Below are 13,950 nucleotides of genomic sequence, written 5' to 3'. Positions count from 1 at the left end.
GTCGAAACAAGATCATTATTTGATGATCCTTTGGCGTCATTTGACCCCATCTTTGATCTTGCCGCCCACTCCTATGCTCCGAGAGCGCCGTCGAGCGACGGTGTCTCAAGGAGTCGATATGAACAGACGGATGACCACACGACGCAGACCCGGCAGGCCCGTTGGCATGCGGGCGGTGAGCGGGTCGCTGGCCCTCGCCGTGGCGGTGTCGCTGCTGGCCGGGTCCGAGACGGCCCTCGCCGCGTCACCGAGCGCGGCGGCGAAGGCGGGCAGGGGAGCCGGGCAGTGGGCCACGTCCGCCGCCGACGTGCCGTCGGCGAGGGTCGCCGCCCGGCTGTCCGGGCAGCGGGTGGAGGCGCTCTCCGAGCGTACGGAGACGTCGACGACGTGGGTGAACAAGGACGGTTCGCTCACCACCGAGCTGTTCGCGGGCCCGGTCCGCTTCCAGCGCGACGGCCAGTGGGTGGACGTCGACCTCGGCCTCCAGGCGGGCGCGGACGGGTCGGTGGCGCCGAAGGCCCACCCGAACGCGCTGCGGCTCGCCGGTGCCGGCGGCACCCGGGCGAAGTCGCTGCTCCACGCGCAGGCGGCGGCCGCGGACGACGCCCGCACCCTGGTGACCCTCGGACAGGGCGACCAGCAGGTCGAGCTCCAGTGGCGCGGCGGCCTGCCCAAGCCCGCCCTGGACGGCACGAAGGCCACCTACCGGGACGCGATCGCGGACGGCGCGGCCGACCTGGTCGTGGAGGCCACCCGGACCGGCTTCGAGCAGTACACGGTGCTCAAGCAGCGCCCGAGCGCCGCCGGGTTCTCGTACACGATGCCGCTGAAGGCCGACGGCCTGAAGGCCGAGGTCCAGCCGGACGGCGGCGTGCTGTTCACCGACAAGCGCACCGGCGAGCGGCGGGCCGTGCTCCCGGCGCCGGTGATGTGGGACGCGACGGCCGTCGCCGAGGGCTCCGGCGAGCACGCCCGGCAGGCGAAGGTCGGTCTGAAGGTCGTTCAGCGCGGCGACGGCATCGACCTGGTGTTCACGCCGGACGCCGCGTTCCTCGCGGACCCGAGGACGCAGTACCCGGTGACGGTCGACCCCTCCACCACGGCCCTCGGCAACGTCTTCGACACCCGGGTGCAGCAGGGCGAGACGGTCGACTGGTCGGCCGACACCGAGATCTACTGGGGCAACTCCGGCACCAAGAACGCGGACGGCTCCTCCCGCCAGGCCCGGTCGTTCATCAACTGGAACACCGCGCCGATCGCGGACGCGCTGATCACCAACGCCAGCCTGTCGCTGTACAACTTCCACTCCGGCAACAGCGACTGCCAGCCCTACGCGTGGGACATCTGGGACACCGGCCTCGCCTCGACCGCCTCACGCTGGACGGCGCAGCCCTCCTGGAACGCCAAGAAGGCCACCGGCACCGAGACCAAGGGCCGGGACGCCTGCGGCGGCGACGGCTGGATCACCGCGGACGTCACCAACCTGGTGCAGACCTGGACGTCGGCGAAGAACACCACCTCGGGCATGGGGCTGCGCGCCCCGGACGAGACCAACACCAAGTACTGGAAGGAGGTGAACTCCGCCAACGCCGCGACCAACGTCCCGAAGCTGACGGTGACGTACAACTACCGCCCCCGGACCGGGACGGACCAGCAGGCCGGCTCCCCGTTCTACAAGGACGCCGCCGGCACCTGGTGGGTCAACTCCACCACCCCGACGCTGCGCGACACCTTCGTCGACCCGAACAACGACAAGGTCGACGGCACCTTCCAGATCTTCGACGCCGCCACCGACACCCAGGTGGGCAACGTCCTGGTCTCCCCGTACGTGCCGAGCGGGGCCCCGGCCTCCGTCAAGGTCCCGGCCGGTGTGCTGGCCAACGGCAGGACGTACAAGTTCCGCACCTCCCCGTACGACGGGCTGCACTACAACAACAACTGGTCGGCGTGGGCCACCTTCACGGTCGACACCTCCGCCCCCTCGGCGCCCGCCGCGCTCTCCTCCTCCGACTACCCGTCGGGCCAGTGGGTCAAGGGCCCCGGCCAGGCCGGTTCCTTCACCGCGACCCCGCCGGCCGGTGACCAGAACGCCCTGGAGTGGACGCTCGACGGCGCGACCTGGACCAAGGTCGCGACGAACGGCTCCACCGCGCCGGTGACCTTCACCGTGACCCCGGCCAAGGCCGGCACCAACACCCTTCAGGTGCGGGCGGTGGACCGGGCGGAGAACAAGTCCGAGGCCCGTACCCACACCTTCCAGGTCGGCGCGGGCGGTGTCACCTCGCCGAACGACGGCACCCGCACTGCGGCGCGCCTGCCGCTCACCGCCGAGGCCGACGCCGCCCGGTACGACCAGGTGGCCTTCTCCTGGCGGCGCTCCGACGCCGACGCCTGGACGCGGATCCCCGCCGGCGACATCACCAACGGCGGTGCCGCACTGGCGGCCTGGCCCGTGCCCCTCGCCGCGGGCAAGAGCCCGGCGCTCACCTGGAACGCCACCTCCACGGTGACCCCGGACGGCACCGTCCAGCTCCGCGCGGACTTCACCGGGCCCGGCGCCGCGGCCGTCTCCTCCGAGCCGGTGCGGGTCGTCGTCGACCGCAAGGCCGACGGCGCGGCGACGGAGAACGTCGGCCCGGGTGCGCTGAACCTGCTCACCGGCGACCTCAGGGTCCCGGCCACCGACGTGTCGCTGTTCGGCATGACGGTCGGCCGCACGCACTCCTCGCGTGACCCGCGGGCCGCCGCCGGCCAGGACGGCCAGGCCGCGGTCTTCGGCCCCAACTGGGTGTCCAGCGTGTCGTCGAGCCTGTCCGCCTCGGAGTACACGGAGATCCGCAGGACCTCCGGCACCTCGCTCAGCGTGATGGCCGCCGACGGCTCCGCCGTCTCCTTCACCTCGAACGCGGCCGGCAACGGCTGGGCGCCCGAACCGGGCAGCGAGGACCTCACCCTGAGCGGCTCCTTCGGCGCCGACTTCACGCTCTCCGGCACCGAGGGCACCGTCACCACCTTCGCCAAGGCCGATCCGGCCGCCGCCACCTGGACGGTGACCTCCACGCTCCAGGGCGGGCTGGCCAACACCACCACCAGCGTGGTGTCGGAGACGACCGTGGTCGGCGGCAAGACGCTGGCCCGGCCGAAGCTCGTCATCGCGCCGACCTCCGCGGCCACCCCGGCGGTGTGCGCGGCGAACGTCGCCGCCAAGGGCTGCCGCGTCCTGCAGTTCGTCTACGCCACCGCGACCACCGCCACCGGCGTCACCACCGGCACCGAGTTCGGTGACGTCGCCGGGCAGGTCAGCGCGATCAGGCTCTGGAGCACCGCGCCCGGGGCCGCCGCGGCCACCGCCACCGACGTCGCCGTCTACCGCTACGACTCGGCCGGGCGGCTGCGCCAGACCTGGGACCCGCGGCTCGGCCAGAGCAGCCAGAACCAGTACGCCTACTACACCCAGGGCGCCGACGACGGCCTGCTCTCCTCCGTCCAGCTCAGCGGCACCCTCGCCACCTCGCTGGCGTACGGCACCGTCACCGCCAACCCGGCCGCGGGCCCGGGCATGTTGACGAAGACCTGGCACGACACCCTCGCCCCCGGCACCACGGGCACCGTGAACGGCACCGCCACCACCACCGTCGTCTACGGCGTCCCGCTCTCCGGCGCGAAGGCACCGGAGGACCTCTCCGCGCCCGCCGCCTCCGCGTGGGGCCAGAGCGACCTGCCGACCGACGCCACCGCGGTGTTCCCGCCGGACCAGGCCCCCGCCTCCAACAACGGCACCGACCTCGGCGCCGGCGACTACACCAGGGCGAGCGTCACCTACCTGAACGCCTCCGGCCGCCAGGTCAACCAGGCCACCCCGGGCCACCACGTCACCACCACCGAGTACGACAACCAGGGCCACCAGGTCCGCAGCCTGACCGCGGGCAACCGCGAGCTCGCCCTCGGGGCCACCCCCGCGGCCAAGGCCGAACTGGCCGACCTCGGCATCGACACCCTGCCCTCCGCCGAGCGCGCCCGGCTCCTGTCGAGCAGCAGCGCCTACAGCGCGGACGGCCAGCAGGAGACCGACGTCTACGACCCGCTCCACCGCATCACCCTCGCCGCCGACGCCACCTCCGGTGCGACGGTCCTGGCGAAGGCCGGCACCCAACTGCCCGCCCGCCAGCACACCGTGAAGACCTACGACGAGGGCCGGCCGACCGACGGCACCGCCAAGATCAAGAACCAGATCACCCTCACCACCACCGGCGCCCGGCTCCGCGCCTGGCCCGACCTGCTGGTCGACGCCCGCCAGGACCGGACCACGTACAACTGGGCGCTCGGCGTGCCCACCGCGCAGATCAAGGACAGCGGCGGCCTCGCCCTGACCACCACCACCGGCTACGACGGCCAGGGCCGGGTCGTCTCGACCCAGCAGCCGGCCTCCACCGGCTCCGACGCGGCGGCCGGCTGGACCACCTACTACACCGCCGGCGGCACCGGCACCTGTGGCAACCGCCCCGAGTGGGCCGACCTCGTCTGCCAGACCGGGCCCGCCGCGGCCATCACCGGCGGCGGCGCCAACCCGGCACAACTGCCCACCAGGACAACCCAGTACGGGCAGTTCGGCCAGGTCACCCGCACCACCGAGACGGCCAACGGCGTCACCCGCACCACCGTGACCGACACCGACACGGCGGGGCGCCCCACCACCGTCACCGTCACCGACGGCCTCGGTACCCCGGCCCCCGCCGCCACCACCACGTACCACCCGGGCACCGGCGCCGTCACCCGCCAGACCTCCGCCACCGGCGGCACCATCACCAAGGGCTACGACGAACTCGGTCGCCTGATCTCCTACACCGACGCCGACGGCGCCGTCACCACCACGGAGTACGACGCCCTCAACCGCCCCACCAAGGTCACCGACACCTCCCCCTCCACCACCACCTACACCTACGACACCGCCGTCGACCCGCGCGGCCTGGCGACCTCGGTGACGGACTCCGTCGCCGGCACCCTCACCGCCCGCTACGACGCCGACGGCACGCCGCTCACCCAGGGCCTGCCCGGCGGCTACACCCGGACCGACGACAAGGACCCGGCCGGCACCACCACCGGCCGCACCTACACCCGCGACAGCGACGGCCTCGTGCTGGTCTCCGACGGCATCACCGAGACCATCCACGGCCAGCGGGCCACCCACACCGGCACCCCCGGCGTCACCGCGGCCCAGACCTACGCCTACGACCGGGCCGGCCGGCTCCTCCAGGTCCAGGACACCTCGACCGACGCCGTCTGCACCACCCGCACCTACACCTTCGACCGCAACACCAACCGCACCGCGCTGGCCACCGCCGACGCCGCCCGCGGCCAGACCTGCACCACCACCGGGGGCACCGGCCAGACCAGCACCTACGACACCGCCGACCGCCTGGTGAACCCCGGCTACACCTACGACGCGTTCGGCCGCACCACCGCACTGCCCGGCAGCACCGTCGCGTACTACAACACCGACCTGGTGCAGCAGCAGACCAGCGGCACCAACCGGCAGAGCTGGACCCTCGACTCGGCCCAGCGCTTCCGCGCCTGGACCACCGAGACCAACACCGCCGGCGCCTGGGCCCAGACCGGTCTGCGGACCAACCACTACGGCTCCGACACCGACAGCCCCCGCTGGATCACCGAGGACTCCGCGGGCACCCTGACCCGCAACGTCACCGGCCCCGCCGGCACCCTCGCCGCCACCACCGCGAAGACCGGCGGCACTGTCCTGCAACTCGCCAACCTGCACGGCGACATCACCCTGCGGCTGCCGCTGGACACCGCCGTCGCGCCCACCGTCCTCGACTACGACGAGTACGGCCAGCCGCGCACCGGCCAGCCCGGCACCCGCTACGCCTGGCTCGGCGACAAGCAGCGCTCCGACGAGACCCCGAGCGCCCTCACCCTCATGGGAGCGCGCCTCTACAACCCGGCCGCCGGCCGCTTCCTCTCCCCCGACCCGGTCCAGGGAGCGAGCGCCAACGCCTACGACTACTGCAACGCCGACCCGGTCAACTGCACCGACCTCAACGGCCGGATGCCCGGCTGGCTGAAGGCCGCGCTCAAGGCCGCCGTCGCCCGTGCCGTCCAACTGTCCGTCACCGCGGCCGTGGCCGCCTGGATCCCCTTCCTGGCACCCTGGGCGCTCCACATCGGCAACTGCGCCGGCGGCGCCTGCGCCGGTGTACTGTTCGGGAGCGGCGGCTGGAAGCAGCGCATCGTCTGGGCCGTCGCCGGCTGCCTCGCGGGTTTCGTCTTCGACCGCGGCGTCTCCCAGCGGATCGTCGACAAGGTGATCGGCGTGGTCAGGAGGTTCGTGTGACATCCACGGAGTCGGCGGAGTCGGCGGAGGAACCGGCAGCGCGCCGGGTGAGCCCGCTGCGCCTCGCCGCGACCAACGGGGCCTGGCTCGCGCCGTCCTTCCTCGCCGCCTACCTGCTCGCCGACCGCCTCACCGCCGACGCCACCACCCGCACCTGGTGCACCCTGCTCCTCGCACCGGTGATCGGCCTGGCCCTGCGTGCCGCGGCCACCCTCGTGGCCCGCCGCCGACGGGCGCGGACCAGCCGGCGATAGCCCGACGCACACTCCCGCAACAGGCCGACCCGCCGGCGCCACCGGCGGGTCGGCCTGTTCCGTGCTCGTTCCGTGCTCGTTCCGTGCCAGCGGGGCACACCGATGGTCACGAGGCAGACGGGGCGGCCGATGGCGAAGGCCGAGGCCAACGGCCTCGGCCTTTCGGCCGCCCGACGCCGAACGGCGCGCCGGGCGGTCAGCCCACCGCGGGCCGCGTACGACGCGCGGCGCGGGCAGGCACCTCCACCACGGTGAACCAGACCAGGACCGCGCACAGGAAGGCCGCCGCCGCGAAGACCAGCGGTCCCGTGACGGAGTCGTCCCGCGCGCCGGCGGCGAGCGCGGCGACCGCCGACAGGACGAGGGCGACGGCCGCCAGCGCACGAGGGCTGCGCGCGACGCCCGGTGCGGCGGAGGACGGCAGCAGCCAGAGCGCGAGACCGTAACAGGCGCAGCCCAGCAGCGCGGCCCCCAGCACGTCGCTGGGCCGGTGGTGGTAGAGCGCCTGCACGGCGCCGGCGGTGACGGTGAGCCACAGCATGCCGACCGCGGTGACGTAGAGGCGCAGGCGCGGGGAGGCGACGAGGGCGGCGCCGAGGACCAGCCCGATGGGGACGGCCGCGTGCCCGCTGGGGAAGCTCACCTCGGTGAGCATGTCGGGCGCGTTCACCAGGTCGGGGCGGGGCAGGAGCATCTTGCTGCACACCTCGGTGCCCCCGAACGTGCCCAGGACGACCCCGATCGCCGCGCAGCCCTGCCACCAGCACCGCCGCACCAGCGCGACGACCACGATCACGGCCATCCCCACGACCAGGGTGGGAAGGGCCGTGAACTCCAGCGGCGGCATGGCCGCCGAGTCGTAGACCGACCCCGACCAGTCGTAGATCCACGCCGGTTCGCCGCCGTTCCCGTTCATCAGGGAGTTCTCCCCCCGCTGCCCGAACGGGGTCCAGACGGCGAGCAGGTAGACCGCCACGAACCCCAGAGCGCACAGCAGAGCCGGCAGCCACGGCCGTATCGACCGCGAAGGGCCCCCTCCGGCCGGGGTTCCCGGGGCCCGGCCGGGAGCGTCCGGCCCGGGTGCGGACAGGGCCGGGTGATCTTGCTGAGTCATCACTGTCTTTCTGCTCGCAGCTCTGGGAACCGCGAGCCCTGGTCGTAGACGACTTGGTTTGAACGGGGACGCCGACGACGACGTCACGGTTCCCGTCCCGACTCGGACCCGACACCGGACCCGGGCCCGGACCCGGACTGAGGACATCGCCGTCGGCTCCTGCGGCGTCATGCCGGGTGGATGAGGCGGCTCTCGTAGGCGAAGACCACGGCCTGTATCCGGTCGCGGAGTTCGAGCTTGTGCAGGATTCGCCCCAGATGGGATTTCACGGTCGCCTCCGCGAGGAACAGGGCGGCCGCGATCTCGGTGTTGGACAGGCCGCAGCCCACCTGGACGAGCACCTCGCGTTCACGGGCGCTGAGCCGGCTCAGCCGATGGTCGGGGCCGGCGCTGCCGCCGTCGGGGATGTGCGGGCGCAGGTGCTCCAGCAGGAGGCGGGTGATCCGCGGGGACACCACCGCGTCGCCCGCGGCGACGCTGCGTATCGCGGTGAGCAGTTCCTCGGGCCTGGTGTTCTTCAGCAGGAAGCCCGAGGCTCCGGCGCTGAGTCCGGCGAAGGCGTATTCATCCAGGTCGAAGGTGGTGAGGATCAGCACTCTGCTGTGCGGGGAGGCCCGGATGACCTGCCGGGTCGCCTCGATCCCGTCGATGCCGGGCATCCGGACGTCCATGAGGACGACATCGGGGCGCAGTTCCCGGGCGAGGCGGATGGCCTGGGCGCCGTCCGCGGCTTCGCCGACCGGTGTCATGTCGGGCTGGCCCTCCAGGACCGTGCTGAAGGCCATCCGGAGCAGTGCTTCGTCGTCGGCGATCAGGATGCGGATCGTCATGCGGACGCCGCTCCGCCGCTGTCGAGGAGGAGACGGGTGTGGACTCCCCAGCCGCCACCCGGAAGCGGTCCGGCCCGCAACGTCCCCCCGTAGGCGGCCGCGCGCTCGCGCATGCCGGGGATGCCGTGGCCGGACGGTGTGGCGCCGGGAAGCGGCGGGCGGGGGCCGCTGTCGGTGACGTCCACGGTGACGGTCCCGGTCGAGCACCGTAGCCGGACCTTCGCGCGTGTGCCGGTGGGTGTGTGCTTGAGGGTGTTGGTCAAGGCTTCCTGTACCAGGCGGTAGACGGTCAGTTGTGCGGTGGCGGGTATGTGGGTGTGGCCGCCCTGGACCTCGATGCGGGTCGGCAGCCCGGCGGCGCACATCTGGTCGGCGAGGGCCTCCAGTTGGGCGATGCCGGGCAACGGGTGGCGTTCCGCGTCCGGTTCGTCGGTCCGCAGGATGCCCAACGAGCGCCGCATGTCGGTCAGGGCCTGCCGGCCCGTCTCGGAGATCTGGAGCATCGCGGTGGTCGCCTTGTCGGGCGACCGGTGCTGCGCGTAGACGGCGGCGTCGGTGAGCGCGACCATGACGGACAGGTTGTGGGTGACGATGTCGTGCATCTCCCGGGTGATACGTGTCCTCTCCTCGGCGACGGCCAGTCGCGCCTGCTGTTCCTGTTGCTGCTCCAGGCGTGCGGCCCGTTCCTCCAGGGCCGCGAGGTAGGCGCGCGTGGTCCGCACGTTCACACCCAGGACGGCGGCGGCGACGACCATCGCGGTGACCGCGACGAAGGGGGTCAGGAACGCGCCTTCCGTCGCCCAGCGCAGGCAGGCCAGCAGGGCCCCCGCCTCCACGACGGCACCGGTGACGAGCGTGCCGCGCCGGCCCGAGTTCGCGGCTGCCGTGTAGAGGGCCACCAGCAGGCAGACGTCCGCCGGAAGTTGGACGTCCGTCAGCCACTGGACGAAGGCCGCGGCTGCCACGACGCCGAACACCGTGAGCGGGGCCCTGCGCCGCCACACCAGGGGCAGTGCGAGGGCGGCGGTGAGGGCGACGGCCACCGGCAGCTCGTGCGGTGCCCGGGTGGTGATGATGTTGAGCAGGAGAAGCGTCGGCAGCAGCGAGTCCCACGCCACGGGCGGCAGCCGGGAGGACCGGCGCCCGGCGGCTGTCACCAGTCGCGCCGCTCGTGCGGAGGCCAGGTCGGCGTACCTCGTCAGCCGTGAGGTCGTCCCCGCCCACCGCACCCGCGTCAGCACCCACACCCTGCCCCGGCCCCGGTGGGCATTGCCGGGTTCCGCGGCCGCCTCGGTCATCGCACGTCCCTGTCGATTCGGCGTCATGGTGGCCCCGGCCGGGGCTGCCACCGCGTGCAGCCGGATCCGAGTGGCGTACGGGAACGTACGCCTCGCGCTGCCCGGCACGTACCGCGGCCCTGTCACGGTAGGCGGCGGGCCCCATGGAGCACATGAGTCCACCGTCTGATGGCACCGTGCCCGGGTACGACCGCAGGAGGAGTCCCGCTACCTCCCGTGGTCGTAGGGCGGCCGCCGATCCGGCGTGCCCGATTGCCACTCCGGTCGCACCGGGACCTGCCGCGGATTGCGACCCCGGTGGCACCCGACGGCGACCCGGGATCGATGTGGCAGCGCGTGCCCGGCGCCGAACATGGCCTGGTGACCGAGATCATCACGGGGCTGTACATGTCCCCCCTGGAAATCCTTGTCCTGCTGGGCGCCGTCGCACTGGTGGTGGCGCGCTGGCTTCCCCCCTCCGCCCGCCCACGCGTCACGATCGCGGCGGGGGCGGTTCTCGTGCTGTCCGCGATCCTGCTGAGCGTGGCGGGGATCCACTGGCAGATGCTGCCGGTACTGGCAGGCGCCGCCTTCGCGTCGCCGTTCGCCCTCTCCCCCCTGCTGCGACCGCTTCGACGCCGTCCCGGCCGGCCGGCGTGGCGGGCCCGATGGTGGCTGGCGTTGCCGGGATCGGTGGCCTGCGTCGGCCTGATCGCCACGGGCCCGGTGGCCGCCTGGGCCCTTCCCGTACCCGAGTTCCCCCAACCGTCGGGCGACTTCGCGGTCGGCACCCGCGTGGTCCAGTGGACCGACCCGCACCGCCCCGAGACCTTCACCGCCGATCCGGACGACCGGCGCACGGTCGTGGTCCAGCTCTGGTACCCCGCGCAGAAGAGCCCCACCGGCGCGCAGCGGGCCCAGTACCTCGGACGTACGGAGCACGAGGCGCGCACCGTCTCCGACGCCCTCGCCCGCCAGGTCGGCCTGCCGGGTTTCCTGGTCGACGGTGTTCCGCGTGCCCACACCCATGCGGTCTTCGACGCCCCGGTGGACGGCGGGCGGGGGCGGTTCCCCGTCGTCCTGTTCTCACCCGGGTCGGGCGGAGTGCGCACCCAGAACACCGCCTGGGCGGAGGAACTGGCCAGCCACGGCTACGTGGTCGCCGCCCTCGACCACCCGTACGACTCCGCCGCCGTCGTCCTCGCCGACGGCCGGACGATCACCACCGAGACCACCTCCACCGGCGACCCGGACCAGGACGAGAAACTGGCGGCCGACTGGACAGCGATTCGGGCCGCCGACCTCGGCTTCGTCCTCACCCAACTGGACGGCCTGGACCGGGGTGAGACCGCCGACCCGCTGAGCGGACACCTGGACACCGGCCGGGTCGCCGTGGCCGGCCACTCCATGGGTGGCGCTGCCGCCCTCCAGGCAGCCCGGCAGGACCGCCGCTTCGACGCCGTCATCGATCTGGACGGCTACCCCCACGGCCCCGTCTCCCCCTCCCTCGACCAGCCGACGCTCGCGCTCACCCAGGCCATCACCCCGGCAACCGACCCGCGCTACCTGCCCCGCCTCACCGAGGCGCTCAAGTCCAGCACCGCGACGAGCTACCGGCTCACCATCCCCGGCGCCGCGCATCTCACGTTCATGGACGGCCCCCTGTATCTGCCGCCCGTGCCCTCGATAGTCGGCTCCCTGGGCCGCACGGAGAGCCCGCGCGTCGTCGCCGCGGCCACCCTCGCCTTCCTGGACGCCACTCTGCGAGGCAAACCCGGCGACCTGGCCGGCGTTCTGCCGGCCTACGGCAACCTCAGCGTCCACCGCCCGGACAACAGCGGCTGACCAACTGTTCCGGGGCACGTACGCCTGCCGGACGAGGACGACGGGATCATCGGCCGGACGGTCGCGCCCGAAACCGCTGGTAGGCGGCCCCGCGTCGTTGTTCACCTGTGGGCGAACGCGCGGAGCAGGCGTACGTACGGGGTCCAGCGGGCCGGGCGGGCCACCGTGCCCGTGCAGGCGAGCTCGGCGCGGTCCAGGCCGTCCTCCAGGCAGGCGTCGTGCATCGGGCGCCAGGCCGCCGGCCAGGTCAGGCGTGCCAGGCCGCCGGCCTTCATCGCGAGGGTGTGCCGCAGCACGGTGCGTTCCTCGCCGACGGGCAGCACCGTGAACTCGTGGAAGCCGTGGAATCCGCGCGGCCCGCTGAAGGTGAAGCGGACCCAGACCCCGGGCACGTAGGCGGTGACCGTGTAGCGGACCGGGCCGTGGCCTCCGGTCGCGCCGACCGCCAGTGGGCGGTCGAACTCCATCGCGGGCCAGTCCGGGTGCGGCCAGAGCCGGTCCGCCGGGCCGCCTGACAGGTTGTCGACGAGCGCGCCCACCTCGCTCGCCTTGGCGGCCAGCAGGCGCTCGTGCACGTTGTAGACGCCCATGCGTCCTCCCCTTCAGATTATTAGAGACCATCCTCTAATAATCTGGAGGGTACCCTCTGATTCATGGCGAGACCACCCCGCTTCGACACCGACCAGATCCTCGACGCCGCCGTCCGGCTGGCCGCCTCCGCCGGGCCGGCCGGCGTGACCATGTCCGCCGTCGCCCAGGCGATCGGCGCGCCGAGCGGGTCCATGTACCACCGCTTCCCCGGCCGTACGGCACTGCTCGCCGAGATGTGGCTGCGCACCGTGGAGCGTTTCCAGGAGGGGTACTTCGCCGCACTCGGCAGCGCGCCCGACCCCCACCCGGCCGCCCGCGCGGCCGCCCGGCACGTCATCTCCTGGAGCCGCGCCCACCCGCAGGAAGCCTCGCTCCTCCTCTACGGCGCCGAGGAGTTCGGCCGCGCCGACTGGTCCGAGGACCACAAGGAGCGCGCGGACCTCGGCAGCCGGCGCGTGCTCGACTCCATCGCCTCCCTCGCCGAAGCCCTCGGCGCGGCGGGCCCCCGGGACCACGAGCGCATCACCCTGGCCCTGATCGACCTGCCGCTGTCGGTGGTCCGCCGCCATCTGCGCGCCGGGCAGCCACTGCCACCGCACGCAGAAGACCTCACCGAGGAATGCACGACGGCTCTGCTGGCCGGCGCGGGGGCTCCGTGATCGGACTCCCCGAAGCCGGAGTCCTCCGCGGAGCTACACCGTCAGGCCCTGGCCGCCGGGGCGACGAGCGCCTGACGGACGGCGCAGTACCAGCTGGCGGGGCCGGTGGGGCAGTCGGGGCCGTCGACGTTGCGGGAGAGTGCGTACTCCCAGCCCGCGGCACCGGCGAAGTCCGGGTACTTGTCGGCGAGAGCGCGCAGGGTCCGCTGGAGGACCGGCATGTCGACGTAGCCCCCGCAGTCCAGGTTGTCGTTGGTGATGCCGGCGGCGACGACCTTGGACGCGGGGAACTGGTTCTGGATGACCGCGTCGTAGTCGGCGGTGTCGGCGAGGCTGCCGTTGCCGCAGTAGAACTGGGTGTTGTACCAGCGGATCAGGGGGCCGACCTGCTTTTCGAGCGTGCGGTAGTCGAGGAAGGGAAGGTTGCCGCCCTCGGGCATGGTGAGATCGCCGGGCCCCGGGGCAAGGGTGATCAGAAAGTCCGGCCCGAAGTCGGAGCGCAGCTGACGGATGAGCCGCTCGGCGGTCGCCTCGCGGAACGCTTCCTCGACGTCGAGGTCGATGCCGTCCAGCCGGTACGTCCTGAGGGCGTCGCGGACGGGCGGGTAGTACGTGCCGAAGTCCTTGTCGAGCAGCCCGTACGTCCCCTGCGCGGCGCCGCCGAGAAGAGCGGTGACCTTGACGCCCTTCGCCTGCACCGAGGCGATGTCACGCCACATCGGAACGTACTTGGGCGCGGAGGGCGGGTCGTCGTTCAGGGTGAGGATCGGGTACTGGGCGGGGTCGTTGAGGTGGAACGCGGCCACCTCCACCACGTCCGCGTGACCGATCAGGGGCACCGGGGAGACGTAGTGGCTGTCCGGGTCACCTGTGGTCGTGCCGGTCTGGTAGAACGCGACGACGTGGCGGGTCGCCGACGTCTTCGCCGCGGGAGAGGTGCCTCGCACCCCATCCGGGTGTCCGTGACTGCTCATGGACGGGTTCCTCCTGGTGGTCGGCCACAGACCTGCTGTGGGTCACCAGGAAGCGTG

At 72.8% G+C, this 13,950-nt stretch carries 9 protein-coding genes; 4 read left to right on the top strand and 5 right to left on the bottom strand.

All coding sequences use genetic code 11. The annotated features are described in order from the left end of the window. The first annotated feature begins 130 nt into the window (after positions 1-130). Both AB0O82_RS25090 and AB0O82_RS25085 read left to right on the top strand, forming a co-directional pair. Entirely contained in the window at positions 131-6,349 is a 6,219-nt protein-coding gene (locus AB0O82_RS25090; protein WP_363586198.1) for a DNRLRE domain-containing protein, read from the top strand. After that, positions 6,346-6,603 carry a hypothetical protein gene (locus tag AB0O82_RS25085; RefSeq protein WP_363586197.1) on the top strand — a complete coding sequence of 86 codons (258 nt, stop codon included), beginning with the start codon at positions 6,346-6,348 and terminating at the stop codon, positions 6,601-6,603. Before AB0O82_RS25090 ends, AB0O82_RS25085 begins: the two co-directional genes overlap by 4 nt. Positions 6,604-6,799: 196 nt before the next feature. On the opposite strand, the gene AB0O82_RS25080 is transcribed toward AB0O82_RS25085, so the two are convergent. From AB0O82_RS25080 to AB0O82_RS25070, 3 genes are all read right to left on the bottom strand, one after another. Next, entirely contained in the window at positions 6,800-7,717 is a 918-nt protein-coding gene (locus AB0O82_RS25080; protein ID WP_363586195.1) for a phosphatase PAP2 family protein, read from the bottom strand. A gap of 167 nt (positions 7,718-7,884) precedes the next feature. After that, positions 7,885-8,547, bottom strand: coding sequence for a response regulator transcription factor (locus AB0O82_RS25075; protein WP_363586194.1), 663 nt, complete (start codon positions 8,545-8,547; stop codon positions 7,885-7,887). Further along, positions 8,544-9,665 carry a histidine kinase gene (locus AB0O82_RS25070; RefSeq protein ID WP_363586193.1) on the bottom strand — a complete coding sequence of 374 codons (1,122 nt, stop codon included), beginning with the start codon at positions 9,663-9,665 and terminating at the stop codon, positions 8,544-8,546. Before AB0O82_RS25070 ends, AB0O82_RS25075 begins: the two co-directional genes overlap by 4 nt. 504 nt (positions 9,666-10,169) lie before the next feature. Between AB0O82_RS25070 and AB0O82_RS25065 the strand changes: the two genes are divergently transcribed. Beyond that, on the top strand, positions 10,170-11,669 hold the full coding sequence (locus AB0O82_RS25065; protein WP_363586226.1) for a dienelactone hydrolase family protein: 1,500 nt from the start codon (positions 10,170-10,172) through the stop codon (positions 11,667-11,669). 101 nt (positions 11,670-11,770) lie between these two features. Here the strand turns inward: AB0O82_RS25065 and AB0O82_RS25060 are convergent, their stop codons facing one another. Further along, positions 11,771-12,259 carry an SRPBCC family protein gene (locus AB0O82_RS25060; protein ID WP_363586192.1) on the bottom strand — a complete coding sequence of 163 codons (489 nt, stop codon included), beginning with the start codon at positions 12,257-12,259 and terminating at the stop codon, positions 11,771-11,773. Between the two features lie 63 nt (positions 12,260-12,322). On the opposite strand from AB0O82_RS25060, the gene AB0O82_RS25055 reads away from it, so the two are divergent. Then, positions 12,323-12,919: a helix-turn-helix domain-containing protein gene (locus tag AB0O82_RS25055; protein WP_363586191.1), complete on the top strand. Its 597-nt coding sequence runs from the start codon at positions 12,323-12,325 to the stop codon at positions 12,917-12,919. Positions 12,920-12,960: 41 nt separating this feature from the next. Here the strand turns inward: AB0O82_RS25055 and AB0O82_RS25050 are convergent, their stop codons facing one another. Then, a complete protein-coding gene (locus AB0O82_RS25050; protein ID WP_363586190.1) occupies positions 12,961-13,893 on the bottom strand; it encodes a glycosyl hydrolase family 18 protein in 933 nt (310 codons plus the stop codon). Positions 13,894-13,950 lie beyond the last annotated feature (57 nt).

Source organism: Kitasatospora sp. NPDC088264, assembly GCF_040685715.1.
In the GTDB taxonomy this organism is placed as follows: Bacteria; Actinomycetota; Actinomycetes; order Streptomycetales; family Streptomycetaceae; genus Kitasatospora.
The sequence above is the reverse complement of the archived record's forward strand: the minus strand, read 5'-3'. Positions and strand labels throughout refer to the sequence as shown.

Coding starts and splice junctions, on each gene's coding strand:
- AB0O82_RS25090 (WP_363586198.1), top strand. CDS start 131: ATGACCACACGACGCAGACCCGGCAGGCCCGTTGGCATGCGGGCGGTG.
- AB0O82_RS25080 (WP_363586195.1), bottom strand. CDS start 7,717: ATGACTCAGCAAGATCACCCGGCCCTGTCCGCACCCGGGCCGGACGCT.
- AB0O82_RS25075 (WP_363586194.1), bottom strand. CDS start 8,547: ATGACGATCCGCATCCTGATCGCCGACGACGAAGCACTGCTCCGGATG.
- AB0O82_RS25065 (WP_363586226.1), top strand. CDS start 10,170: ATGTGGCAGCGCGTGCCCGGCGCCGAACATGGCCTGGTGACCGAGATC.
- AB0O82_RS25060 (WP_363586192.1), bottom strand. CDS start 12,259: ATGGGCGTCTACAACGTGCACGAGCGCCTGCTGGCCGCCAAGGCGAGC.
- AB0O82_RS25055 (WP_363586191.1), top strand. CDS start 12,323: ATGGCGAGACCACCCCGCTTCGACACCGACCAGATCCTCGACGCCGCC.
- AB0O82_RS25050 (WP_363586190.1), bottom strand. CDS start 13,893: ATGAGCAGTCACGGACACCCGGATGGGGTGCGAGGCACCTCTCCCGCG.